Here is a 25,582-nt window from a genome sequence, read left to right on the forward strand (position 1 = left end):
ACACGACGAGGTGCCGATGACGACGACGAGCAAGGCAGCAGACAGCCCGCCCCGGCTGGAGGTCTCGGGGCTGACCGTGACGTTTGGCGGCCTCACCGCCCTGGACGACGTGTCCTTCACCGTGGCCGACGGCGAGACCGTCGCGCTGATCGGCCCCAACGGCGCCGGCAAGACCACGGTCTTCAACGCCGTGTGCGGCCTGGTGCGCGCCCGGCGGGGCCGGGTCCGGGTGGACGGGGCGCCCGCGCCGTCGGCCCCGACCGGACTGCTGGGGGCCGGGGTGTCCCGGACGCTGCAGGGCCTGGGGCTGTTCGACCGCCTCACCGTGCTGGAGAACGTGCTCGTGCCGCTGACCAGCACGGGCGGACGCGCCCGGAGGGTCGCAGGCCGTCGCGACCCGGACGACGTCGGCGCGGCCCGCGAGACGCTGGACGGGCTCGGGCTCGCCGACCTCGCGGCGGTCCCCGCCGGGACGCTGCCCTACCCGGACCGCAAGCGCGTGGCGCTCGCCCGCGCCCTGGTGACGCGGCCCCGGCTGCTGCTCCTGGACGAGCCCGCCGGCGGGCTCGGCGCCGCCGACATCGACCGGCTCGCCGGGACCGTGCGCGACGTGGCCGGCGACGGCTGCTCCGTGCTGCTGGTCGAGCATCACGTCGACTTCGTGACGGACGTGGCCGACCGCGTGGTGGTGCTCGACTTCGGGCACGTCATCGCGAGCGGCACCCCGGAGCAGGTGCGCCGCGACCCGGCCGTCGAGGAGGCCTACCTCGGGGTGCCGGCGCCACCGTTGGTCGAGCCTGTCGAGACCGGTAGCGCGGGGGTCTCGACAAGCTCGACCAGCGACAGCCCGCGGGTCGAGCCTGTCGAGACCGGTAGCCCGCGGGTCGAGCCTGTCGAGACCAAGGGCACCTCCGGGGAGACCGCATGAGCACCCTCACGGTCGAGCGGCTCACCGTCGGCTACGGCGACGGCGCCCCCGTGCTCGACGGCCTGGACCTGGAGGTGCCCGACGGCGGCGTCGTCGCCCTGCTCGGCGCCAACGGGGCCGGCAAGACCACGCTGCTGCGTGCCCTGACCGGCCTGACCCCCGTCCGGAGCGGGCGCGTGCTGCTCGACGGCGCCGACCTGACCGGCCTGCCCACCGAGGACCGCGTCCGCCGCGGGCTCGCGCTCGTGCCCGAGGGGCGCGGCGTCGTGGCGGAGCTGACCGTCGCCGAGAACCTGCGGCTCGGCGCGCTGTGGAGGTACGCGGGACGGGGCGGCCGCCCCGGGCGGGACGCCGCCGTCGGGCAGATGTACGAGCTGTTCGAGCCCCTGGCCCGGCGCCGTGACGCCGCGGGCCACACCCTGTCCGGCGGCGAGCGGCAGATGCTCGCCCTCGCCCGGGCGCTCGTGGCCCGGCCCTCCGTGCTGCTGCTCGACGAACCCTCCCTCGGGCTGGCGCCCCTGGTCGTCGCCCAGCTCCTCGGCGTGCTGCGCGACCAGGCCGAGGCCACCGGCCTCACCGTGCTCCTGGCCGAGCAGAACGTCACCGGCGCGCTGTCGGTCGCCGACCGCGGCGTCGTCCTGTCCCTGGGGGAGGTCGTCGCCGACCGGCCCGCCGCCGCGCTCGCCGCCGACCCCGCCCTCCGCCACGCCTACCTGGGCTTCTGAGACCAGAGCCGCTGAGACCGGAGAGAGGAGACCAGCCGATGGAAAGACTCGTGTTCCTGCTGTCGACGGGGCTGGCGCGCGGCGCCGTCCTCGCCCTGTTCGCGCTGTCGCTCGTCATCGTCTACCGCGCCACCCGGACCGTGAACTTCGCGCAGGCCGCGATGGCGGTCGCGCCCGTGTACGTGGCGTTCGCGGTCACGTCCGCCACCGGCTCGTACTGGCTGGGGCTGGCCGCCGCGCTCGCCGCCGGGGCGCTGCTCGGCGCCGTCGTCGAACGGTGGCTGATCCGCCGGGTGCCCCGGGACAACCCGCTGGCCGGGATCATCGTGGCGATCGGCCTGGTCATGGTGATCCAGGCCGGGCTCGCCATCGCGTTCGGACCCGACCACCGGCCCGTGCACGCCCCGTTCTCGCAGCGGCCCCTCGCGGTCGGCGGCGTGAACCTGCTCAGCCCCTACGACCTGTTCGTGCTCGTGGTCGCCGCCGTCGTCATGGGCGGCCTCGCCCTCCTGTTCAACCGGACCTCGCTGGGCCTGCGGCTGCGCGCCGCCGCCTTCGCCCCCGAGACGTCGCGGCTCCTGGGCGTCCGCGTGCCGCGCATGGTCACCCTCGGCTGGACCCTGTCGGTCGCCACCGCGGCGCTCGCGGCCCTGCTGCTCGTGCCCACCGGGCTCGGCCTGGACCCCCACGCCGCCGACGTGCTGTTCGTGAACGCGTTCGCCGCCGCCGTCATCGGCGGGCTCGACTCGCCCGCCGGGGCGCTGGCCGCCGGGCTGACGGTCGGCGTGCTGGCGAGCCTCGTGACCGGGTACGCCTCGGCCGCCGCCGCACCCCTGGCGGTGCTCGCGCTGCTCACGGTCGTGCTGCTCGTGCGGCCCCACGGCCTCTTCGCCGCCAGGGAGGCCCGGACCGCATGAGGACTCACGGAGCGAGACTCCTGCTGCGCGCCGGCCTGCTCACGCTGCTGGCCCTGGGCGCCACCTTCCTGCTCGACCCGTACCGCAACTACCAGCTCGCGACCGCGACCGGGGTCTTCGTCGCCGTCGCGGGGCTCACCCTGCTGGTCGGGCTCACGGGCCAGCTCTCCCTGGGGCACGCCGTGCTCATGGCCGCGGGCGGGTACGGGTACGCCCTGACCGCGACCCGGGTCGAGTCCGCGATCGAGGGCACCCCGGTGGCCGACGGCGCCGGCGGCTGGCTCCTGCCCCTGCTCGCCGGGGTGGCCGGCGCGCTCGCCACCGCCGGGCTGCTCGGCCTGCTCCTCGGGCTGGCCGCGGCCCGGCTGCGTGGCCCCTACCTCGCGGGCCTGACGCTCGCCCTGGTCATCGCGCTGCCCTCGGTCGCGAGCACCGTGCCCGGGCTCGCGGGCGAGCAGGGCGTACGCGCCCCGTTCGTCCCCGTGCCCGACGCGCTCGCCGCGCTCATCGCCACCGAGCAGTGGCACGCGTGGCTCGCGATCATCGTCGCGGCCTGCGCCGTCACGCCGCTGGTCGCCCTGCGCGCCGGGCGCGCGGGCCTGCGCATGCGCGCGGTGCACGACGACGAGACCGCCGCGCGCCTGGCCGGCGTCGACCCCGGGCGGGTCAAGGCCGGGGCGTTCGTGCTCAGCTCCCTGGCCGCGGGCCTGGGCGGCGTCGTCCTCGCGATCGTCACGCAGCAGGTCAGCCCCGGCGCGTACGGCCTCGGGTTCTCCCTCCTGCTCGTGGTCGCCGCCGTGGTCGGCGGGCTCGGCTCGCTCGGCGGCGCCGCGCTCGGCGCGGTGCTCGTGACGCTGCTGCCGTGGGTCGTCGACCAGGCCACGACGGCGCTGCCCGCCGACCTCGGCCACCGGCTGGCGGGCAACCTCGAGATCGCCCTGTTCGGCGTCGTCGTGATCGTCGTGACCGTGCTCCGGCCGGGCGGGCTCGCCGACCTCTTCCCCGGCCGCAAGCACGCTCCAGAGCAAGTTCCCAGCACGTAGCTCCTTCCCAGCACGTAGCTCCTTCCCAACACAGTGAGGTGAACGGAAATGCGCACTGCACTCCTGTCCCGCCCCCGCTCCGTGGGCACGGCCGCCGTCCTCGGGCTGACCGCCGCGACGGCGCTGTCGGCCTGCTCGACCCCCGCCGCCGCGGAGGTGCCCGGCGTCACCGACGACACGGTGGTCATCGGCACGCACCAGCCGCTGACGGGCCCGGCCGCGGCCGGCTTCGCGTCCATCTCGGCGGCCACCGCCGCGTACTTCGAGTACGTCAACGCGAACGGCGGCATCCACGGCCGCTCGATCGAGTACGTCGTCAAGGACGACGGCTACAACCCCGCCACCACCCAGACGGTGGTGCGCGAGCTGGTCCAGGAGGACGAGGTCTTCGCCGTCGTCAACGGTCTGGGCACGCCCACGCACTCCAGCGTGCTCGACTACCTGGACCAGAACGGCGTGCCCGACCTGTTCGTGGCCTCCGGCTCCCTGACGTGGGACCAGCCCGACGAGTACCCGGGCACGTTCGGCTTCAACGCCGACTACGTGACCGAGGGCGCGGCCCTGGCGCAGTACGCGCTGGACACCGAGCCGGACGCCGTCGTCTGCGTGCTGGGCCAGGACGACGACTTCGGCGAGGGCATCCTCGCGGGCGTCGAGCTCGCCGTCGGCGCAGGGAAGGTGGCGAGCAGCCAGACCTACTCCACCGCCGACCAGGACGTGACCGCGCAGATCGGCGCCATGAAGGAGGCCGGCTGCACGCACAACGTGCTCGGCACCATCAACGGGTTCACCGCCCTGGCCGTGGGCACCGCCGCGCAGATGGACTGGTTCCCGCGGTGGCACGTGTCCTCCTCGGGCGCCGACCACCCGACCCTCGTCGAGTACCTCGGCGCCGACGTCGCGCCCGTGCTGGAGGGCCTCGTCTCCGTGAACTACCTGCCCAACAGCCCGTCGTCCGAGTGGTACGAGCTGTTCTCGACCATCAACGACGAGTACAACGACGGCGCGCCCTACACCGGCAACACCACCTACGGCATGAGCGTGGGCTACCAGTTCGCCGAGGCGCTGGCCGCCGCCGGGCCCGACCCCACCCGGGAGTCGATCCTGGCGGCGGTCGAGTCCGGCGACCTGGTGGGCAACGGCGTCGCGCCGCTGACCTACTCGGCGGAGGATCATTTCGCGCACCGCACCGTCCGGGTCGCCGTGGTCACGGACGGCGTGCAGGACTTCACCGACGACGCCTACACGGTGTCCGAGGCCGGTGCCGTCGCCGTCGAGCCCGCGCAGGTGCCGCTCGAGAACGAGGGCATCCCGGTCACGGACTGACCGGGTCCCACCAGGACCACCGCACCAGAACCACCCGCAGGAGGGGAACCATGACGCACGAACCACCCGGCCTCGACGTCGCCGGCCTGGCCGCCTGGCTGGAACGGGAGCACCCGGAGCTCACGGCTCCGGGACCGGACCCGGCGTCGGCCCCGGGGCTGACGGCGACCCTCATCCCCGGCGGGCGCAGCAACCTCACCTACCGGGTGGACGGCGCCGCCCGCCCGCTGGTGCTGCGGCGTCCGCCGCTGGGACACGTGCTCACCACCGCGCACGACATGCGGCGCGAGCACCGCGTCATCACGGCGCTCGCGGGGACCGTCCCGGTGCCGGGCACGGTGGCGGTCGTGGACGACACCGAGGCCGGGGAGGTCACGGGCACGGTGTTCTTCGTCATGGAGCACGTCGACGGCGCCGTCCTGTCCCGGCCCGAGCACAACGCGGCCTGGACCCCCGCGGGCCTGCGCGCCCTGTCGGTGGAGCTGGCCGAGGTGCTCGCCAACCTGCACGCCACCGACCCCGCCGCCGTCGGGCTGGCCGACTTCGGCCGGCCCGCCGGGTACCTCGCGCGGCAGCTGAAGACCTGGCGGCGGCAGTACGACGCCTCCCGGTCGCGGCCCCAGCCGCTCCTGGACACCCTCCAGGAGCGGCTCGGGGACGCGGTGCCCGACGACGGCGCCCGCACCGGCATCGTGCACGGCGACTACCGGCTCGACAACGTGCTGGTCGCCGGGCTGCCGGAGGCACCGCACGTCGCGGCGGTGCTGGACTGGGAGATGGCCACGCTCGGCGACCCGCTCGTGGACCTCGGCATGCTCGGCATGTACTGGGACATCCACGACCTGACGCGGGAAGCCGGCGTCGTCGGCGTCGCAGGGGCGATCGTGCCCGGCGCGGGCTACCCGGACTTCGCCGAGGTGGCCGACGCCTACGCCGCCCGCGCCGGCATCGCCGTGCCGGACCTCGCCTGGTACCGGGCGTTCGCCTGCTACAAGCTCGCCGTCATCCTCGAGGGCATCCACTACCGGTACACCGGCGGCCAGACCGTCGGCGCCGGGTTCGACACGATCGGCGCGCTCGTCGAGCCGCTGGCCCGCGAGGGGCTGGCGCGGCTCGGCGGCGCTGCGCCGGGCGGCGCCACTCCGGCGTCGGGCACCACGACAGGAGGAGCCTGATGGACTTCGCACCCGATACGACCACGCGGGACATCACCGACCGGGTCCGGGACTTCCTGGCGGACGAGGTGCTGCCCGCCGAGCCCGTGCTCGCCGCGCAGGTGGCGGCCACGCCCGGGGACTGGTCCTTCCGGCCCGTCGTGCGCGACCTCCAGGCCGCCGCGCGGGGGCGGGGGCTGTGGAACCTGTTCCTGCCGCCGGGCGGCCCGGACGGACCGGGCGGACTTGCCGCGGAACGCGGCGGCGGCCTGACCAACCTGCAGTACGCGCCCGTGGCCGAGCTGACCGGGTACAGCCCAAAGCTGGCGCCGGTCGCGATGAACTGCGCCGCGCCCGACACCGGCAACATGGAGCTGCTGGCCCACTTCGCCACGCCGCAGCAGCGCGAGCGCTGGCTCGACCCGCTGCTGGAGGGCGAACAGCGGTCGGCGTTCTGCATGACCGAGCCCGCCGTCGCGTCGTCGGACGCCACGAACATCGCGACCCGCATCGTGCGCGACGGCGACGAGTACGTGGTCACGGGCCGCAAGTGGTTCGCCACGGGCGCGATGAACCCGGACTGCGGGCTGCTGGTCGTGATGGGCAAGACCGACCCGGGGGCGGCCCGGCACCGGCAGCAGTCCATGGTGCTCGTGCCGCGCGACACTCCCGGCGTCACCGTCGTGCGCGGGCTGACCGTGCTGGGCTACGACGACCGCGACCACGGCGGCCACGCCGAGATCGTGTTCGACGACGTCCGCGTGCCCGCCTCCGCGCTGCTCGGCGGCGAAGGCGAGGGGTTCGCCATGGCCCAGGCGCGGCTCGGGCCCGGCCGCATCCACCACTGCATGCGCGCGCTCGGCACCGCGGAGCGCGCCCTGGACCTGGTGCGCGAGCGCGCGGCCGACCGGGTCGCGTTCGGCGCCCCGCTGGCCGACCAGGGCGTCGTGCGCGAGTGGGTCGCCACGTCGCGCATCGAGATCGAGTCGCTGCGCCTGCTCGTGCTCAAGACCGCCTGGCTCATGGACACCGTCGGCAACAAAGCCGCCATGACCGAGATCCAGGCCATCAAGATCGCGGTACCCCGCGCCGTCGGGCAGATCCTGGACCGCGCCGTCCAGGTGTTCGGCGCCGCCGGGGTCTCCGGCGACCACCCCCTGGCCGAGCTGCTCGCCGGCGTGCGCACGCTGCGCCTGGCCGACGGGCCCGACGAGGTGCACCTGGCTTCCCTCGGCCGCGCCGAGCTCCGCCGGCGCGCGCCCTACCTGGCGCGCGTCGCCCCCGAACTGTCGACCGTCGAAGGAGACCCGACATGACCCACGCACCCGACGCCGCGCCGTCCGCCCCCGCCGGCCCGACCGCTACCCCGCCCGACCCCGCCGTCGACGGGCCCGGCTACGGCACGCTGTCCATCGCGAGCATGCTCGCCGAGACGGCCCGCCGCTTCCCTGACCGCACCGCGCTGCACTTCATGGGCCAGGCCACCACCTACGGCGACCTCTGGGACCGCACCCGGGCCTACGCGGGGGCGCTCGCGGCCCGGGGGATCGGGCCGGGCTCGCGCGTGGCGATGATCGTGCCGAACGTGCCCGACTTCCCGCGCGTCTACTACGCGACGCTCGCGCTGGGCGCCGTCGTGGTCCCGGTGCACCTGCTGTTCCGCACGGACGAGATCGAGTTCGTGCTGCGCGACGCCGCGGCCGACGTCGTCGTGGTCGCCGCCCCCCTGCTGGCCGACGCCGCGCCGGCCGCCGCCCGCGCCGGGGTGCCGCTGGTGTCCGTGCTGGTGCCGGCGGCCACGGCCCGGCAGCTCGCCGAGCGGGGCACCCCCGTGGCGCGGCTGGAGGACGAGGCCGACGCCGCCACGCCGATCGCCCGGCACGCCGGCGTGAACCCGCTGGCGGCGGCCACGATTCTCTACACGAGCGGCACCACGGGCACCCCGAAGGGCGCCGTCGGGTCGCACCTGGCGATGGTCGAGCAGGTGCACTGCTCCCTGATCGACTCCTTCGACCTCCGGCCCGACGACGTCGTGTACGGCGGCCTGCCGTTCTTCCACTCGTTCGGGCAGATGGCGGTGCTGAACATGGCGTTCCGGCGCGGGGCGTCGATCGTGCTGCTGCCGAGGTTCGATCCCGACGAGGCCCTGGAGCTGCTGGTGGCGCACGGCGCGACCGTGTTCACGGCGGTGCCGACCAACTTCGCGGGCATGGTCGAGGCGGCCCGGCGGACGACGGCGCGGCCCCCGCTGCGGTTCGCCGTCTCGGGCGGCGCGGCCCTGCCGGTGGCGCTGCTGGAGGCGTTCGAGGAGGCGTTCGGCGCGCAGGTGCACGAGGGGTACGGGCTGACCGAGACGTCGCCGTCGTGCACCTTCAACGTGACGTCGGAGCCGATCCGGCCGGGGACCGTGGGGCGGCCCATCTGGGGTGTCGACGTCGCGGTGGCCGTCGCCGAGGTGGAGGACCGGGTCGAGCTGCTGGGGGTGCCGGGGTCGGGCTCGGAGTCGGGCTCGGCGTCGGGCGGGGTGAGCGAGCTGGGCGAGATCGTGGTGCGCGGGCACAACCTGATGAAGGGGTACCTGGGGCGGCCCGACGCGTCGGCCGCCGCCGTCGTCGACGGATGGTTCCGTACCGGCGACCTCGGGACCGTGGACGCGGACGGCATCGTCACGATCGTGGACCGCAAGAAGGACATGATCATCCGCAACGGCTACAACGTGTATCCCACGGAGGTCGAGGCGGTGCTGGCCCGCTACCCGGGCGTCGCGCTGGCCGCTGTGTTCGGGGTGCCTGACGCCGCCCGCGGCCAGGAGGTCCACGCCGCGATCGTGCCGTCCTACGGGGCCGACATCGACCCGGACGCCGTGGTCGCGTACATGCGGGAGCACGTCGCGGCGTACAAGTACCCGCGCGTCGTGCACGTCTCGGCCGACCTGCCGCTGGGCCCGAGCGGCAAGGTCCTCAAGCGCGAGCTCACGGCCCTCCACACGGCCCCGGCGTCGGCCGCGGCGGCAACCTCGACACAAGAGCCGCTGCCGACCCGGGAGCCGACGCCGCCGCACGAGCCGACGTCGGCCCCGGCGTCGACACAAGAGCCGACGCCGATCCCGACCCCGACCCCGACCCCGACGTCGACCCCGACGCGGGAGCCGTGACCCGATGCGCCGATGGTGCGCTTCTACCCAGTCATTGGGCCCCGAATCAGCACGTTTCCGGGCCCAATCGCTGGGTAGAAGCGCACTACAGGCAGCGGGCAGCGCGGCGACGTCGCGGCGCGGGCGGCGCGGGAGCCGGCTCCGACGCAAGAGCCGACGCCGGAGCCCTGACGCAATGCGCCGATGGTGCGCTTCTGCCCCGTCATTACGCCCGGACTCAGCACGTTTTCGGGCCCAATGGCTGGGTAGAAGCGCACCACCGGCGGCCCCCAGAGGTGCGCTTCTACCCAGCGATTGCGCCCGGAGTCAGCGTGTTTTCGGGCGTAATGACGGGGCAGAAGCGCACCCCCGGACGGCGTGGCTGCGGGACGGCCGCGGCGCTAGCGCGGCGTCGCTACGCCTACGCCGTGGGCGGCAGCGGGAGGTGCCGCTCGACCGCCGCGCGGATCGCCTCCGGCACCGGGACCGGGCGCCGCCCGACCTGGTCCACGAAGACGTGGGTGAAGGCGCCCGTCGCGTACGCCTCGGACCGGTCGGGGGCGCCCGCGCGCAGGATCGCCAGGTCCCACGTGATCGAGGTGCGGCCCAGGCGGCCGACGGCGACGTCGACCTCCAGCTCCTCCGGGAACGACGCCGGCGCGAGGAACTCGCACGAGGAGGCCCGGGCCAGCCCGATCACGTCGCCCGCGGGGTCCAGGCCGCCGTGCCGGATGAGCCAGGTGTTCACCGCGGTGTCCATGGCCTCGTAGTAGACGGTGTTGTTCATGTGGCCGTACTGGTCGTTGTCGTTCCAGCGCAGCGGGAAGGGGTGGCGATAGCCCATCGAGGGAGCGTAACCGGACCCCCGGGGGTCTGTGCAACATATTCGAGAATGATGCATACTGGACATGAAGATCGACGACGATCGGAGGACCGATGACGCTCTCACCTGAGCCACCCGCCACGGACCTGCTGGAGGCGGACTTCTACGCCTTCCAGGACCTGCTCACCCCGGCCGAGCTGAAGAAGGCCCTGGCCGTCCGCGAGTTCATGGAGCGCGAGGTGCGCCCCATCGCGGACGACTACTGGGAACGCGCCGAGTGCCCCGTGCACCTGTTCAAGCCGTACGCGCAGCTCGGCACCATCGGCTCCGGCTGGGCCGAGACCCAGGGGGAGGAGACCTCGGCCGTGTTCCGCGGCTGGGTCGGCATGGAGACGGCGCGCGTCGACTCCTCGTTCTGCACCTTCATCGGGGTGTCCGGCGGCCTGGCCATGACCTCGATCGGCATCGGGGGCAGCGCCGAGCAGCGCGAGACGTGGCTGCCGCCCATGGCCGCCGGCGACGTGATCGGCGCGTTCGGGCTCACCGAGCCCCTGGCCGGCTCCGACACCGCCAAGGGTCTGCGCACCACCGCCACCCGCACCGGCGACACCTGGGTGCTGGACGGCGCCAAGCGCTGGATCGGCAACGCGACCTTCGCCGACGTCGTGGTCATCTGGGCCAAGGACACCGCCGACGACCAGGTAAAGGGCTTCCTGGTACGCAAGGGCACGCCGGGCTTCACCGCCACCAAGATCGAGCGCAAGCAGTCCCTGCGCATCGTGCAGAACGCCGACATCGTGCTCGACGGCGTGCGCGTCGACGAGGCCGACCGGCTGCAGGGCATCAACAGCTTCCGCGACGTCGCCAAGGTGCTGCGCATCACGCGCGACGGCGTGTCCTGGCAGGCGCTGGGCACCATGATCGGCGCCTACGAGGCCGCCGTCGCCTACACGAAGCAGCGCGAGCAGTTCGGCAACCCGATCGCGAGCTACCAGCTCATCCAGGACAAGCTCGCGACGGCGTACGGGAACGTGACGGCGAGCTTCGCCATGTGCGTGCGCGTGGCCCAGCTCCAGGACCTCGGCACCCAGAAGGACGCGCACGCCGCGATGGCCAAGGCGTTCGTCACCACCCGGATGCGCGAGACCGTCGCGCTGTGCCGGGAGGCGTGCGGCGGCAACGGGATCACACTGGATCACGGCGTCGCCCGGTTCTTCGCCGACGCCGAGGCGGTCTACACGTTCGAGGGGACCAAGGACATGAACCAGCTCATCGTGGGCCGCGCCATCACCGGCCACGCCGCGTTCGTCTGACCAGCTCAAGGAGGAGCAATGACCGAGGCCTACATCGTCGCCACCGCGCGGTCGCCCATCGGGCGCGCGCACAAGGGGTCGCTCAAGGACGTCCGCCCCGACGACCTGGCCGCCGAGATGGTGCGCGCCGCCGTCGGGCAGGTGCCGGGCCTGGACCCGGCGCGCATCGACGACCTGCTGCTGGGCTGTGGCCTGCCGGGCGGCAAGCAGGGCATGAACCTGGCGCGGATCGTCGCGGTGCTGTGCGGCTGGGACATGGTGCCCGGCGCGACCGTGACGCGGTACTGCAGCTCCAGCCTGCAGACCACGCGCATGGCGTTCCACGCGATCAAGGCGGGCGAGGGCGACGTCTTCGTCTCCGCGGGCGTGGAGTCGGTCAGCTCGTTCGCGACCGGGTCGAGCGACGACATCCCCGGCGTCGACCTGCACAACCCCGTCTTCGCCGACGCCCTGGCCCGCACCGAGAAGCGCGCCGGGGCCGGCACCGGGCTGTGGACGGACCCGCGGCTGGAGGCCGTGCTGCCCGACGCGTACATCTCCATGGGCCAGACGGCGGAGAACGTCGCCGCCCTGCGCGGCGTCACGCGCGCCGAGCAGGACGAGTTCGCCGCCCGCAGCCAGCAGCGCGCGCAGGCCGCCATCGCGTCCGGCTTCTGGGCCCGGGACATCACGCCCGTCACCCTCCCGGACGGCACGGTCGTCTCCGCCGACGACGGTCCGCGGCCCGGCACCACCGTGGAGAAGCTCGCCACGCTGGAGCCCGTGTTCCGCCCCGACGGCAGCGTCACCGCGGGCAACGCCTGCCCCCTGAACGACGGCGCCGCCGCGCTCGTCGTCGTCTCCGGCCGCGTGGTCGAAGAGCTCGGTCTGACGCCGCTGGCCCGCATCGTGTCCACCGGCGTGAGCGGGCTGTCCCCGGAGATCATGGGGCTCGGCCCCGTCGAGGCCAGCCGGCAGGCGCTGCGCCGCGCCGGGCTCACGGTCGACGACATGGACCTCGTGGAGATCAACGAGGCCTTCGCAGCGCAGGTGATCCCCTCGGCGCGCGAGCTCGGCGTCGAGCCGGAGCGGCTGAACATCAACGGCGGTGCCATCGCCGTCGGGCACCCGTTCGGGATGACCGGGGCGCGCATCACCTCCACCCTGATCAACGCGCTCGCCGACACCGGGGGCCAGTACGGTCTGGAGACGATGTGCGTGGGCGGCGGCCAGGGCATGGCGATGGTGCTGGAGAAGCTCTGAAGGGAGCACGTGTGCTGATCACCGGTGCGGTGCTGGAGCGCTGCGGCGCGCCCGCGCCCTACACGGAGTCCCGGCCGGTCACGGTCGGGCCGCTGGAGCTGGACCCGCCGGGCGACGGTGAGGTGCTGGTGCGGATCGAGGCCGCGGGGCTGTGTCACTCCGACCTGTCGGTCGTGGACGGCAACCGCGCCCGGCCCGTGCCGATGCTGCTGGGGCACGAGGCCGCCGGCGTCGTCGAGGCGACCGGCCCGGGCGCGCGCCTCGGCGTCGGGCAGCGGGTCGTCATGACGTTCCTGCCGCGGTGCGGGGAGTGCGCCGAGTGCGCCACCGACGGGCGGCTGCCGTGCGCCGTAGGGTCGGCGGCCAACGCGGCCGGGACGCTCGTGGGTGATGGGCGGCGGTTGTCCCGGGCCGTTTCCGGGGCCGACGGCGTCCAGGAGGTGCACCACCACCTCGGGGTGAGCGCGTTCGCGACCCACGCCGTGGTCTCCGAGACGTCCGTGGTGCCCGTCGACGACGACGTCCCGCCCGACGTCGCCGCCTTGCTCGGCTGCGCGGTCCTGACCGGCGGCGGCGCCGTCGTCAACGCCGGCCGGCCCGCTCCGGGCGACCGCGTGGCCGTCGTCGGGCTCGGCGGCGTCGGCATGGCGGCGCTTCTCGTGGCGGTCGCGCTGGGGCACGAGGTGGTCGGTGTCGACGCCGTGCCCGCCAAGCTCGACCTGGCCCGCGAGCTCGGCGCGACCCTCGCGCTCGGGCCGCAGGAGGCCGCCGACCAGGGGCTGCGCGCGCCTGTCGTGATCGAGGCGGCGGGCTCGGCCCGCGCGTTCGAGACCGCCTACGCCCTGACCGCACCCGGCGGCACCACCGTCACGGTGGGGCTGCCGCACCCCGACGCGCGGGCGAGCGTCTCGCCCCTGAGCCTGACCGCCGAGGCGCGCACCGTCGTCGGCTCCTACCTCGGGTCGGCCGTGCCGAGCCGCGACATCCCGCGCTACGTGGAGCTGTGGCGGGCCGGGCGCCTGCCCCTGGAGCGCCTGGTGTCCGACCGCATCACCCTGGACGACCTGCCCGCCGCGCTCGACCGGCTCGCCTCGGGAGCGGCGCTGCGGCAGCTCGTGATGTTCTGAAGTTCACGCAACGAGAGGAAACCCCTGATGACTCGTACCGCCATCGTCACCGGAGCGGCCCGCGGCATCGGTGCCGCCACGGCCCGCCGGCTCGCGCAGGACGGCTTCGCCGTCGCCGTCCTGGACCTCCTGGAGGACCAGGCCAAGGACACCGCGGACGCGATCGTGGCCGACGGCGGCCGCGCGCTCGCCGTGGGCGCCGACGTCGCCGACGAGGAGTCGGTCGCCGCCGCCGTCGCGCGCGTGACCGCCGAGCTGGGCGCGCCCACGGTGCTGGTGAACAACGCCGGCATCCTGCGCGACAACCTGCTCTTCAAGATGTCCGTGACCGACTGGGACGCCGTGCTCGGCGTGCACCTGCGTGGCGCGTTCCTGATGACCCGGGCCGTGCAGGCGCACATGGTGGAGGCCAAGTACGGCCGCATCGTGAACCTGTCCTCGACGTCGGCGCTCGGCAACCGCGGCCAGGCCAACTACTCGGCCGCCAAGGCGGGCATGCAGGGCTTCACCAAGACCCTGGCGATCGAGCTCGGCAAGTTCGGCGTCACCGCGAACGCCGTCGCGCCCGGCGTGATCGAGACCGACATGATCCGCGAGACCGCCGAGCGCATCGGGGTGTCCCTGTCCGACTACCTGAGCGTGGCCGCCAAGGACGTGCCCGTGGGTCGCGTGGGCCAGCCTGAGGACATCGCGAACGCCGTGTCGTTCTTCTGCGCCGAGCAGTCCGGGTTCGTCTCGGGCCAGGTGCTGTACGTGGCGGGCGGCCCGAAGGCATGAGCACCGGCGTGGACGGCGTCATCGCCGTCGACTCACCGGCAGACCTCGCCGGAGCCGTGGGCCGGACCGCCACGGGCGAGTGGTTCGAGGTCACGCAGGAGCGCATCGCCGCGTTCGCCGACGCGACCGAGGACCACCAGTGGATCCACCTCGACGCCGAGCGGGCCGCCGCCGGGCCGTTCGGCTCCACGATCGCGCACGGGTACCTCACGCTGTCGCTGCTGCCGCGCCTGGCGTCCTCGCTCGTGCAGGTGGGCGGCGTCGCCATGGTGATGAACTACGGCATGGACCGGCTGCGGTTCCTCAGCCCGGTGCCGTCGGGCGCGCGCGTGCGGGCCGTCACCGAGATCCTCTCCGCCGAGCCGACGGCGGCCGGTGTGCGGCTCTCGTCGAAGGTCACCGTCGAGATCGAGGGAGCCGAGAAGCCGGCCCTCGTGGCGCACACGCTGTCGCTCTACGTCCTGGAGGCGTGAGGGCGCTGCTGATCTGAGCCGCGCGCTCCGAGAACGACGTGAGGTACCGGTCCAGATCTGGACCGGTACCTCGCGTCGTTCTGCGCACGGGTCGTGAAGCGGGCTCTGATGTGGGCTGTGAAGCGAGGCCGCCGGAGGAAGGTGTACCAGGAGAGAGGTGGCCGGGTGGGCCGTATTCCGCTCACCCTGGCCCCGCGAAGTCCGGCCCAGCCGGACTGTCCGGCACAGCCGATGGGCGAGGGGCCGAGACGCACGCAGTTCGCCCCAGCCGGACTGTCCGGCACAGCCGGTATACCCGGGGCGCAACCGAACGAAGTTCAGCCCACCCGGCACCTGCTGAACGAGTGGTGTCCGACTCCGAGAGCGCCGATGACGGCCGTCGGCGGCGGCGCAGTGTTGCGGAACAGATGGTTTGACAGGTCCGCCCCGGAGCGATGTACTGGTGTCCTATCGAACATGTGTTCGTAAGCGCTCCACCACCGGTCTCTCACCGGCAGGCACCACCGCTGGAGGGACATGACCGTCGTAACCATCTCCTCGAAGACCGGCACCGACGCCGGCGACGCCGCCGCCACGAAGCACGCGCAGGCGCTCGCGGCGCTGCGGTCGGCCGAGGCGCGCACCGGCGTCCGCAAGCAGGCCACGGCCACGCGCCCCGCCGTCCAGAGCATCCAGACCGTCCGCGCCGACCAGCCCGCCGAGCGCCTCCGCGACCCGAGCGGCTCGCCGCTCCGCGACCAGTCCCGGGACCAGACCCGGGGCCAGGTCCGCGAACGGTCGGGCGAGTCGTCGTCCGAGCCGCAGCGGGTGCAGGTCCGGGCGCTGCGGGGCGGGCTCCTGACCGATCCGGTGTCGGTGCCGGCGCCTGTCGAGGTCCGTCCCGCGGAGCTCGCGCCGTCGTCGGGCAGCCGGGTGAGCGGAGCCGCCGGACCGGGCGAGGGCGCGCGCGTGCTGCCGGTGCACCCGCACCTCGCGGCGCTCCTGCCGGACGGCGGCCTGCGGGCCGGGACCACCGTCGTCGTCCGGGGCTCGACGTCGCTGCTGCTCACGCTGCTCGCCGAGGCGTCCCGCGACGGGGCCTGGACGGTGCTGGTCGGGTACCCGGCCGCCGGGATGGCCGCCGCGGCCGACGCCGGGTGCGACCTGAGCCGCACCCTGGTGGTCCCGCTGCCGGCCGGGTCGGGGGTGGACGCGCCCGCCGTGCTCGCCGCGCTGATCGACGGCATGGACGTGGTCGTCGTCGGGCCGGAGGTGATCCTCCTGGACCAGGACCGCCGTCGCCTCACGGCTCGCGCCCGCGACCGCGGCACGGTCCTGGTCCCCACCGCTCCGCTGAGTGCTGGGTATTCGCCCCTCCAACGGCCCTCGACGGGGCGAATGTCCAGCACTCAACGAGGCACGGGGGACTGGGCGGGGGCGCACGTGGTGCTCGAGGCCACCGCGGGCGGCTGGGCCGGGGTCGACGGCGGGGTGGGCTGGCTGCGGCGTCGGACCCTGCGGGTGCGGCGCACCGGGCGGGGGAGCGCGGCGCGTCCGGTGCACCTGGACATCGAGGTCCCCGTGTGCCGGGCCGCGGGCACGGAGCGCGGCTGGTCCGAGGGTGACGTGAGCGGCAGCGGCGTGGCCGGCACCTTGGTGGGTGCGGTCCCGGGTGTGGGTGCGGCGCCGGGCGACGTCGGGCCGCGCGCCGGGGATGCCAGGGCGCAGGACGAAGAAGCCGCGAGCCGGACGCCGCTGGAGCTGGTGGGATGACCTCCCGAAAGGACCGCTCCGGCCGCACCGATCGCACGGGCGGCGTCGATCGCTCCGGCGGAACCGACCGCACCGGCGTCCGCGCCGATCGCCCGGAGCGTGCCGCCGGTTCCGGTCGCGCCGGCCGGGCCGGGACGGCGTCCGGGGCCGCGACCCGCACCGCGTGCCTCTGGGTGCCCGACTGGCCGGTCGTCGCCGCCCTGGTCGTCGCGGGCCTCGGCCCCGAGGTCCCCGCGGCCGTCACGGGCGGCCCCGGCGGCCGCATCGTGGCGGTGTCCGCCCCCGCGCGCAGCGCCGGGGTGCGCCGCGGCATGCGCCGGCGCGAGGCCCAGGGGCGGTGCCCCGACCTGCAGCTCTGGGCCGCCGACGACGCCCGCGACGCCCGCGAGTTCGAGCCCGTCGCCGTCGCGGCCGAGACCGTGGTCTCCGGGCTGGAGATCGCCCGCCCGGGACTGCTCCTGCTGCCGTCGGGCGGCGCGGCCCGCTACCACGGCTCGGAGCACGACCTGGCGCGCGAGCTGACCGAGCAGGTCGCCGTCCGCACCGGGCACGAGTGCCAGGTCGGGGTCGCCGACGGCTACCTGGCCGCCGTCCTGGCCGCCCGCGACGACGCCGTCGTACCGCCGGGCGCCTCGCGCGACTACCTCGCGCCCCGCCCGGCCGCGGTGCTCGTGCACGCCCGGCCCGCCGACCGCGCCCTGACCGAGCTGGTCGACCTGTGGCGCCGCCTCGGCGTGCGCACGCTGGCCGACCTCGCCGCCCTGCCCGACGCCGCCGTCGCCGCCCGGTTCGGCGACCTCGGCGTCTGGGCGCAGCGCCTCGCCCGCGGGCAGGACGTGCGCCCGCCCGCCCGGCGTCGGCTGGTCGAGGACCTGACCGTCGCCGAGGAGCTGGACCCGCCCGCCGACCGGGTCGACGTCGCGACCTTCGCCGCCCGCCGGCTCGCCGAACGCCTGCACGACGACCTGCACCGGCGCGGCCTGGCGTGCGGGCGGCTGCGGATCACGGCCCGCGCCGTCGACCCCGTCACGGGCGAGGCCCGCACCCTGGAACGGCTGTGGCGCACCGACGACACGCTCGGCGGGCTCTCGGCCGCCCGGATCACGGACCGGGTGCGCTGGCAGCTCGAGGGCTGGCTCACGGCGTCGTCCCTGGGACGGGGCGAGCAGCCCGCCCCGATCGCGGGCCTGACCCTGGCCGCCGAGGATGTTGCGCCCGCCGGGGCCCTGCAGCCGCGCCTCTGGGGGCCCGGTGCGGGCGAGGACCTGCGCGCCCGCCGCGCCGTCGAGCGCGTGCAGGCGCTGCTCGGGGGCGACGCCGTGCTCACCGTCCGGCTCCAGGGCGGGCGCGACCCCCGCGACCGCGTCCAGCTCGTGCCCTACGGCGAGCAGGTCCCGCCCGAGCGCGACCCCGACCGGCCCTGGCCCGGCGCCCTGCCGCCGCCGGCACCGTCGGTCGTGCTGCCCGAGCCCGTCCCCGCGCGCGTGCTCGACGCCGACGGGCTGCCGGTCGTCGTCGACGTGCGGCTGGCGGTCAGCGGGGACCCGGCCCGCGTGGTCGTGCCGGGGGAAGGGGGCGGCGACCTCTTCGGCGACGGCGGTTCGGGCGGCGGCGGTGCGTCGGCCAGCCGTTCGTCGGACGACGGTGCGCCGGACGGCATCGTGTCGATCACCCGTGCGTCGGTCGTCCGCACCCCTGTCAGCCCGGACGGCACCCCGGACGACGGCGGGGTGTGGGCCGGTCTGGATGCCGCCGTCGTCGACTGGGCCGGGCCCTGGCCGGTCGCCGAACGGTGGTGGACGTCGCGGGGCAAGCGTCGCGTCTTCCTCCAGGTGGTGGTCGACGGTCCCGCCGGCCGGGACGAGCTCACGCTCGGCCTGCTGCTCTCGTCGGCGGCAGGGGTCTGGTCCCTGGAGGCCCTCTATGACTAGGCCCTCTGCGACCAGGCAGCGCCGGCCAGGTCGGCAGTCTGCCTTGAGATCGGTCGATCACTGGACCGATCTCGATGCAAGGTGCCGACGTCGGAGGAGAGCGCCGACCTCGGCGTCGACACCGGCCGTCGGGACGGCCCCGTGACCAGGCCCGCAGCGCGAGACCGGCGCGACCAGGAGGTGCCGTACGCCGAGCTGCACGCACACTCCGCGTTCAGCTTCCTGGACGGCGCCTCCCACCCTGAGGAGCTCGCCGCCGAGGGTGAGCGCCTCGGCCTGAAGGCGCTCGCGATCACCGACCACGACGGGCTGTACGGCGTGGTGCGGTTCTCGGAGGCCGCGAAGAAGATCGGGCTGCCCACCGCGTTCGGGGCCGAGCTGCACCTGCCGACGGTCTCGACGGGCACCCGCGGCGTGCCCGTGCTCGACCCGCCCACCGGTATCCCCGATCCGCGCGCGACCCACCTGCTCGTGCTCGCGCGCGGGCCGCAGGGGTACCGCAACCTGTCGAGCGCGATCGGCACCGCGCACCTGGAGGCCGGGGTCAAGGGCGCCGCGCACTACACCCTGGAGACCCTGGGCGAGGCAGCGGCAGGCGAGTGGCTGGTCCTCACGGGCTGCCGCAAGGGCGCCGTCCGCCAGGCCCTGACCTCCCCGTTGAGTGCTGGGTATTCGCCCTCTCAGAACGATTCGACAGGACAAATACCCAGCACTCAACGAGGGGGGAATCGGAGTGATCGGCTCGCAGCCGGGCGGCGGGAGTTGCAGCGGCTCGTCGATGTGTTCGGGCGGGAGAATGTCGCCGTCGAGATCAGCGCGACCGGGGACCCGCGCGACGCCGACCTGCACGCCGCCCTCGCCCTGCTCGCCCAGGAGGCGCGCCTGCCGCTCGTCGCCACGACCGCCGCGCACTACGCCCGCCCCCGGGACGCCGACCTCGCGGGCGCGCTGGCCGCCGTCCGCGCCCGGTCCAGCCTCGACGACCTCGACGGCTGGCTGCCCGGCGCCCCCACCGCCCACCTGCGCAGCGGTGCCGAGATGGCGCGCCTGCACCGGCTGCACCCGCAGGCCGTCGCGACGGCCGCCGCGCTGGGCGCCGAGTGCGCGTTCGACCTGAAGCTCATCGCGCCCAACCTGCCGCCCTACCCCGTCCCGCCCGGGCACGACGAGGCCTCCTGGCTGCGCGAGCTCACCCACCGCGGCGCGACCGGCCGCTACGGGTCCCGGGAGAGCAACCCGAAGGCGTGGGCGCAGATCGACCACGAGCTGAAGGTCATCACCGACCTCAACTTCCCCGGGTACTTCCTCGTGGTCTACGACCTGGTCGAGTTCTGCCGCACCCACGGCATCCTCGCGCAGGGCCGGGGCAGCGCGGCCAACTCCGCGGTCTGCTTCGCGCTGGGCATCACCGCCGTCGACGCCGTCAAGCACAAGCTGCTGTTCGAGCGCTTCCTCGCGCCCGAGCGCGACGGCCCGCCGGACATCGACATCGACATCGAGTCGGTACGCCGCGAGGAGGTGATCCAGCACGTCTACGAGCGGTTCGGTCGCACGCACGCGGCGCAGGTCGCCAACGTCATCTCCTACCGGCCGCGGTCCGCGGTGCGCGACGCCGCCCGCGCGCTCGGGTACGACGTCGGGCAGCAGGACGCCTGGTCCAAGTCCATCGAGCGCTGGGGCACGCTCAAGCCGAGGGCAACCGTCCCGCCGTCGGGCAAGGTGCCGGAAGCGCCGGTCGAGCGTGTCGAGACCCCGGCAGGGTCTCGACAAACGCGGGTCGAGCTTGTCGAGACCTCGGCAGGGTCTCGACAAGCTCGACCAGCGGCCCCGCAGAACCGGACCGCCGCGAAGGACGCGCGCATGACGGCGCTGTGGGGGCCGGGCGAGAACGGGGTCTTCGTCGACGTGCTCGCGCAGGACGTGCGCATACCGGGCCAGCCCCGGGAGCGCGCCGACGACACCCACGACGTGGTGCCGTTCCGCACGCCGCCGTCGGCCGCGCAGGAGGGGGAGATCCCCGACGACGTGCTCGATCTCGCCGACCGGATGCTCCGCCTGCCCCGCCACCTGGGCATCCACTCGGGCGGCATGGTGATGTGCGACCGGCCGGTGATCGAGGTCGTGCCCGTGGAGTGGGCCCGCATGGAGGGGCGCACGGTGCTGCAGTGGGACAAGGAGGACTGCGCCGACGCCGAGCTCGTGAAGTTCGACCTGCTGGGCCTCGGCATGCTGACCGCGATCCGGTACGCGTTCGAGTTCATCGAGGAGCAGACCGGCGAGCGGCCCGAGCTGCACGGCCTGCCGCAGGAGGACCCCGCCGTCTACGACCTGCTGTGCGCCGCCGACACCGTGGGCGTGTTCCAGGTCGAGTCGCGCGCCCAGATGGCGACCCTGCCGCGCCTGCGGCCGCGGACGTTCTACGACATCGTCGTGGAGGTCGCGCTCATCCGGCCCGGTCCCATCCAGGGCGGGTCGGTGCACCCGTACATCGAGCGGGCGCGCGGCCGGGAGAAGGTCGAGTACCTGCACCCGCTGCTCGAGAACTCCCTGAGCCGCACCCTCGGCGTGCCCCTGTTCCAGGAGCAGCTCATGCAGATGGCGATCGACGTCGCCGGGTTCTCCGGCAAGGAGGCCGACCAGCTCCGGCGCGCCATGGGGTCCAAACGGTCCGTCGAGCGCATGGAGGCGCTGCGCGCCCGGCTCTTCGCCGGGATGACGGCGAACGACGTGCCCGGCGACGTCCAGGAGGAGATCTTCGAGAAGCTCAAGGCCTTCGCCGACTTCGGCTTCCCCGAGTCGCACGCCTACTCCTTCGCGTACCTGGTGTACGCGAGCTCGTGGCTCAAGGTGTACCACCCGGCCGCGTTCTACGCGGGGCTGCTCGCGGCCCAGCCCATGGGGTTCTACTCGCCGCAGTCCCTGGTCGCCGACGCCCGCCGGCACGGGGTCCGGGTGCTGCGGCCCTCGGTCGCGGCGTCGCGGGTGCTCTCGTCGGTCGAGCGGATGCCTGTCGCTTCGCTGGTCGAGCCTGTCGAGACCTCGTCCGTCGCCGACCTGGTCCACGCTGACCCGACCCTCGTGGTCCGCATGGGGCTGGAGTCCGTGCGCGGCATCGGCAAGGACAAGGCCGAGGAGATCGTCGCGGCGCGCGACGGCGTCGGGCAGGACGGCGCGGGGTCGGACGGCGTCGGGCCGGGCGTTCCTACGGGGGACGACGGCGTCCCGGCCGGGTTCGCGTCCCTGCGGGACCTGGTGCAGCGGGTCGAGCTGTCGACGGCGCAGCTCGAGGCGCTCGCGACGGGCGGCGCGCTGGAGCCGTTCGGCGTCGAGCGCCGGGAGGGGCTGTGGGCCGCGGGCGCGCTGGGCCAGGAGGGGCCGACGACGCTGCCCGGCGTCAGCGTCGGCGTCGAGGCCCCGACCCTGCCCGGGATGAGCGAGGTCGAGCTGTCGCAGGCCGACGCGTGGGCGACGGGCGTGACACCCGACTCGTACCCGACGCAGCACGTCCGGCCGGGGCTGGAGACGGCGGGCGTGCTCACCGTCGCCCAGGCGATGGTGACCGAGCCGGGACGCCGGGTCGCCGTCGGCGGCGTGGTGACGCACCGGCAGCGGCCGGGCACCGCCGGGGGCGTGACGTTCCTGTCCCTGGAGGACGAGACGGGGCTGCTCAACGTGATCTGCACCGTCGGGCTGTGGCAGCGGCTCCGCCGGGTCGCGCGGTCGGCGCAGGCCATGGTGATCCGCGGGCGGATCGAGGCCGCCGACGGCGCCGTCAACCTCCTGGCGGAACACCTCGCGCCGCTGTCGCTGGCGGTGCCGGGAAGGTCGCGGGACTTCCGGTAGGCCGGGCGGGCCGGGGGGAAGGGCATACGCAGCGGGGTGGGTAACCCAGAGGTAGCAGTGCTAGCTCTCCGTTACCCACCCCGCCGTAAGCACGTTGCCCCGCGCCCGCGCGCGTCAGCCCAGGACGAGCTGACCCGTGCTGTTGACCCACATGAACGCGGAGCCCGCGGCGATGAGCACCGCGGACAGCACGTAGAACCAGACCCACATGCGGTGCCCCGCGATGCGCAGCAGCACGGCCAGCCCGAACGCGGCGGTCCCGAAGGCGGGCGCCGCGAGGAACGGGTCGCCGCCCTGGGCGTCCTGCGTGACCAGCACGTACACGGCGGCCACGAGCAGCAGCCGGGGCACCCAGCGCAGCAGGGCGCCGAGCAGCCGCAGCGGCCACGGCCGCTTGCGCGGCGCGACCGGGGCCTGCGCCACGGGACGCTGCTTGCCCTTCTGCCGGGCGGGCGCGCCCTGCGGCCGGGCCGGCTGCGCGACCTGCGGGCGACCCGCGACGGGCCGCTGGACGGCGGTGGGCGCCACGGCCGGCTGCGCCGTCGGCTTCCGGGTGGGCTGCCTGACGGGCTGCGCCGTCGGACGCGCGACCTGCTGCCGGGTGGGCTGCTGCTGCGTGGGCTGCGCCGTCGGCTGCCGGCCGGGCTGCACCGCGGGCATCGGCCGGGTGGCGCGCACGGACGGGCTGGGCGCGGCCTGCCGCGGCGCCGGGCCGAGGTGCTTGACCGGGCTCTTGCGCGGCTGGAACGACTGCGGCGGCGGGGCCGCACCGGAGCCGCCCGCACCGGAGCCGGCCGAACCGGACACGGCCGACCCGATCGGGGTCGCGGACCTCGTCCTGCTGGTGACGGGCGCCCGCTTGCTCGCCGGAGCGGGCTCGGGGTTGCGGAACGCGCGCCAGCCGCGGAGCGTGTCGGCGTGCCCGTCCGGGGGAGTCGTGACCTGCCAGCGCATCGCCTGCCAGATCCAGTCCTTGATCTCGGCCGGGGTGCGGCCGCCGGCCATCTCCGCACCGATCTCGGCGACGTGGTTCGCCACGACCTGCTCCGCGGCGCCGTCGAACCCGTCCGCGTGCACCTCGGTCAGGACGCTCATCAGCGCCCGGTCGTACACGAGGGCGTGCCAGGGCTCCGGCACCCGGGTGGGCGTTACGTCGTCCGACCGGTCCAGGCCGCGCCGGAACCTCTTGGTGTGGCCCTTGCCGGACAGCATCTCCGTCGCCGGGAGTGCGGCGACCTCGGCCGCCGTCACGCCGTCACTGACGAGCTGCGAGGTGAGCAGGAGCGTCGGGTCCGGCGTCGTGCTCGCGATCCGGGCGCGCACCACGCTCGCGATGTTCTCCAGCGGCGGCCGGTGGTTCGGCTGGTACCGGGTCATCGCCAGGATCAGCGACTGCAGGTGCCGGTCGATGACCGGCGGCTCGACGCCCGCGGCCTCCGCCACCTCGGCGTCGACCAGGTCGGCGGGCTCCAGGTCCCGGCCCAGGAAGTTCAGGTCCAGCGGCAGGTCACCCGTCGCCGCGTGCACGAGGAGCAGGCCCAGGCTGTACACGTCGGACCGCGGGTGCACCCGGCGCCCGAACAGCTCCGGCGCCATGTACGACATGGTCCCCGCCGGCTGCGTCGACGTCGCGGCGTCGAAGACCTTGGCGATGCCCAGGTCGATGAGCACCGCGCGGTCGCCGTCGACCATGATGTTCGCCGGCTTGAGGTCCCGGTGCAGGCAGCGCTCCTCCTGCAGCACGAGCAGCGCGTCCACGATCTGCCGGGCCAGGCCCAGCGCCTGCGCGCCGGTCAGCGGCCCCTCCTCGCGCACCCGGTCCCGCAGCGTGGTGCCCGGCACGAGCTCCATCGCGAACCACGGCTGCGTCGCGTCCAGGCCCGCCTCGACGAAGCGCGGGAAGCCCCGGCCGTCCAGGCGCTCCAGCAGGTGCGCCTCCTGCGCGAAGCGCTCGCGGGCGTCGTCGTGCAGGCCGGTCAGCACCTTGAGGGCGACCTGGGTGCCGTCGTCGGCCCGCGCCTCGTAGACGTGCGCGAAACCACCGTGGCCCAGCGCCTCCGCGAGCGTGAACCGGCCCAGGCGCTCGCCGCTCGCGGGGATGCGCCGCACGGGGCGCATCGGGAGTGAGGCGGCGCGGGGGGCGGGTGCTGGGCTTGGTGCGGGCAGCGGAGGGAGCGGGGGAGTGGGGTCCGCTTCGGCCGGGTCTGGGGACGCTTCGGCCGACGCCGGGGTGGGGGCGTCGGGCTCGGCGGAGGCGGGAGCTGCTGCCTCGACGACGACGGGGGCGGCGGGTGCGGCAGCGGCGGGCTCGGCGGTCGGCGATGCTGCCTCGGCGGCGGGCGGTGCGGGGACGGGCTCGTCGACAGGAGGAGCGGGAACTGGCTCGTAGGCGGGCACTGCCTCGTCGACGGGCTCGGGCTCCACGGCTGACTCGGCTTCGTCGGCCGACTCGGCCGGCGGCGCGGGCACAGGCTCGACGACGGCCTTCGCCTCGACGGCGGGTTCCCCGACCGGCTCGGACTCGTTGACGGGCTCAGCCGACTCTGCCGACTCACCCAGCTCGGCCGACTCGACCGGCGGCGCGGGCACAGGCTCGGCTTCGGCCGAATCGACGGGTTCGGTCTCGTCGACCGGCCCGTCGTCCTCGGCCCGGTCGGCCGGTTCTGCGACCAGCCCGGCGTCGTCGACCGGCGGCGCAGGCACGCCGTCGTCGGCCGAACCGGCCTTGGCAGCGGCCTCCCCGAGCGACACGGGCTCGTCGTGCGGCCCGGCTGGCGGCGCGGGGACCGGCTCGGGTCCCTCGGCCGACGCGGCTGCCGATGCGGCCCCCGTGGTCGGCGGCGGCGGGACGGGCGCGAGCTCCAGGGTCGGCTCCAGGGTTGGCTTCGAGGTCGGCGCGAAGGCCGGCTCAGGTGCCGGCTCCGTGGCCAGCGGCGCGGGGACGGGCATGAGCTCCGGGGTCGGCGGGAGGGCCGCTGCGGGCCCGGGATCGGTTGACGGGACCGGCCCGGGGCCGACGGTCGCGGCCGCGACCTCGCCGACGCCGGGTGCTGGTGACGTCATGCCGGAAAACCT

At 74.8% G+C, this 25,582-nt stretch carries 17 protein-coding genes and 1 pseudogene; 16 read left to right on the forward strand and 2 right to left on the reverse strand.

What is annotated here, in order from left to right; translation table 11 throughout:
• Positions 1–16: 16 nt before the first annotated feature.
• From FHX71_RS06855 to FHX71_RS06890, 8 genes and pseudogenes are all read left to right on the forward strand, one after another.
• Positions 17–928, forward strand: a complete 912-nt coding sequence (locus tag FHX71_RS06855) for an ABC transporter ATP-binding protein (RefSeq protein ID WP_182615006.1) — start codon at positions 17–19, stop codon at positions 926–928.
• Positions 925–1,431, forward strand: a pseudogene (locus FHX71_RS06860) (ABC transporter ATP-binding protein); the annotation flags it as partial. The gene FHX71_RS06855 and the pseudogene FHX71_RS06860, both read left to right, overlap by 4 nt.
• A 260-nt stretch (positions 1,432–1,691) precedes the next feature.
• Complete coding sequence (locus FHX71_RS06865) at positions 1,692–2,570, forward strand: branched-chain amino acid ABC transporter permease (protein WP_182615008.1); 879 nt, start codon at positions 1,692–1,694, stop codon at positions 2,568–2,570.
• A complete protein-coding gene (locus FHX71_RS06870; RefSeq protein ID WP_182615009.1) occupies positions 2,567–3,613 on the forward strand; it encodes a branched-chain amino acid ABC transporter permease in 1,047 nt (348 codons plus the stop codon). The genes FHX71_RS06865 and FHX71_RS06870 overlap by 4 nt, the downstream gene beginning before the upstream one ends.
• A 48-nt stretch (positions 3,614–3,661) precedes the next feature.
• Complete coding sequence (locus tag FHX71_RS06875; RefSeq protein ID WP_220489540.1) at positions 3,662–4,939, forward strand: ABC transporter substrate-binding protein; 1,278 nt, start codon at positions 3,662–3,664, stop codon at positions 4,937–4,939.
• A 50-nt stretch (positions 4,940–4,989) separates the two neighbouring features.
• Positions 4,990–6,114 carry a phosphotransferase family protein gene (locus tag FHX71_RS06880; RefSeq protein WP_182615010.1) on the forward strand — a complete coding sequence of 375 codons (1,125 nt, stop codon included), beginning with the start codon at positions 4,990–4,992 and terminating at the stop codon, positions 6,112–6,114.
• Entirely contained in the window at positions 6,114–7,409 is a 1,296-nt protein-coding gene (locus FHX71_RS06885; protein ID WP_182615011.1) for an acyl-CoA dehydrogenase family protein, read from the forward strand. The genes FHX71_RS06880 and FHX71_RS06885 overlap by 1 nt, the downstream gene beginning before the upstream one ends.
• The gene (locus tag FHX71_RS06890) at positions 7,406–9,247 is read left to right on the forward strand and encodes an AMP-binding protein (protein WP_246402279.1); all 1,842 of its coding nucleotides are present in this window, start codon (positions 7,406–7,408) and stop codon (positions 9,245–9,247) included. The genes FHX71_RS06885 and FHX71_RS06890 overlap by 4 nt, the downstream gene beginning before the upstream one ends.
• Before the next feature lie 400 nt (positions 9,248–9,647).
• On the opposite strand, the gene FHX71_RS06895 is transcribed toward FHX71_RS06890, so the two are convergent.
• The gene (locus tag FHX71_RS06895) at positions 9,648–10,070 is read right to left on the reverse strand and encodes an acyl-CoA thioesterase (protein WP_182615012.1); all 423 of its coding nucleotides are present in this window, start codon (positions 10,068–10,070) and stop codon (positions 9,648–9,650) included.
• A 92-nt stretch (positions 10,071–10,162) separates the two neighbouring features.
• On the opposite strand from FHX71_RS06895, the gene FHX71_RS06900 reads away from it, so the two are divergent.
• The 8 genes from FHX71_RS06900 to FHX71_RS06935 all read left to right on the forward strand — a co-directional run bounded on the left by FHX71_RS06900 (position 10,163) and on the right by FHX71_RS06935 (position 22,507).
• Positions 10,163–11,362, forward strand: a complete 1,200-nt coding sequence (locus FHX71_RS06900; protein WP_182615013.1) for an acyl-CoA dehydrogenase family protein — start codon at positions 10,163–10,165, stop codon at positions 11,360–11,362.
• Between the two features lie 18 nt (positions 11,363–11,380).
• Entirely contained in the window at positions 11,381–12,604 is a 1,224-nt protein-coding gene (locus tag FHX71_RS06905) for an acetyl-CoA C-acetyltransferase (protein WP_182615014.1), read from the forward strand.
• A gap of 11 nt (positions 12,605–12,615) precedes the next feature.
• A complete protein-coding gene (locus tag FHX71_RS06910) occupies positions 12,616–13,731 on the forward strand; it encodes a zinc-binding dehydrogenase (protein WP_182615015.1) in 1,116 nt (371 codons plus the stop codon).
• A 27-nt stretch (positions 13,732–13,758) separates the two neighbouring features.
• Positions 13,759–14,508 (forward strand): 3-oxoacyl-ACP reductase FabG, encoded by a 750-nt coding sequence (fabG, locus tag FHX71_RS06915; RefSeq protein ID WP_182615016.1) that lies wholly within the window; start codon positions 13,759–13,761, stop codon positions 14,506–14,508.
• Positions 14,505–14,981: a MaoC family dehydratase gene (locus FHX71_RS06920; RefSeq protein ID WP_182615017.1), complete on the forward strand. Its 477-nt coding sequence runs from the start codon at positions 14,505–14,507 to the stop codon at positions 14,979–14,981. Before fabG ends, FHX71_RS06920 begins: the two co-directional genes overlap by 4 nt.
• A 516-nt stretch (positions 14,982–15,497) precedes the next feature.
• The gene (gene imuA', locus FHX71_RS06925) at positions 15,498–16,733 is read left to right on the forward strand and encodes a DnaE2-dependent mutagenesis accessory factor ImuA' (RefSeq protein WP_182615018.1); all 1,236 of its coding nucleotides are present in this window, start codon (positions 15,498–15,500) and stop codon (positions 16,731–16,733) included.
• Positions 16,730–18,664 carry a Y-family DNA polymerase gene (locus FHX71_RS06930; RefSeq protein WP_246402281.1) on the forward strand — a complete coding sequence of 645 codons (1,935 nt, stop codon included), beginning with the start codon at positions 16,730–16,732 and terminating at the stop codon, positions 18,662–18,664. Before imuA' ends, FHX71_RS06930 begins: the two co-directional genes overlap by 4 nt.
• 141 nt (positions 18,665–18,805) lie before the next feature.
• Positions 18,806–22,507, forward strand: coding sequence for a PHP domain-containing protein (locus FHX71_RS06935; RefSeq protein ID WP_182618530.1), 3,702 nt, complete (start codon positions 18,806–18,808; stop codon positions 22,505–22,507).
• A gap of 114 nt (positions 22,508–22,621) precedes the next feature.
• Here FHX71_RS06935 and FHX71_RS29685 read toward each other — a convergent pair whose 3' ends face one another.
• Positions 22,622–25,570 (reverse strand): protein kinase domain-containing protein, encoded by a 2,949-nt coding sequence (locus FHX71_RS29685; protein WP_182615019.1) that lies wholly within the window; start codon positions 25,568–25,570, stop codon positions 22,622–22,624.
• Between the last annotated feature and the right edge of the window lie 12 nt (positions 25,571–25,582).

Source organism: Promicromonospora sukumoe, from assembly GCF_014137995.1.
In the GTDB taxonomy this organism is placed as follows: domain Bacteria; phylum Actinomycetota; class Actinomycetes; order Actinomycetales; family Cellulomonadaceae; genus Promicromonospora; species Promicromonospora sukumoe.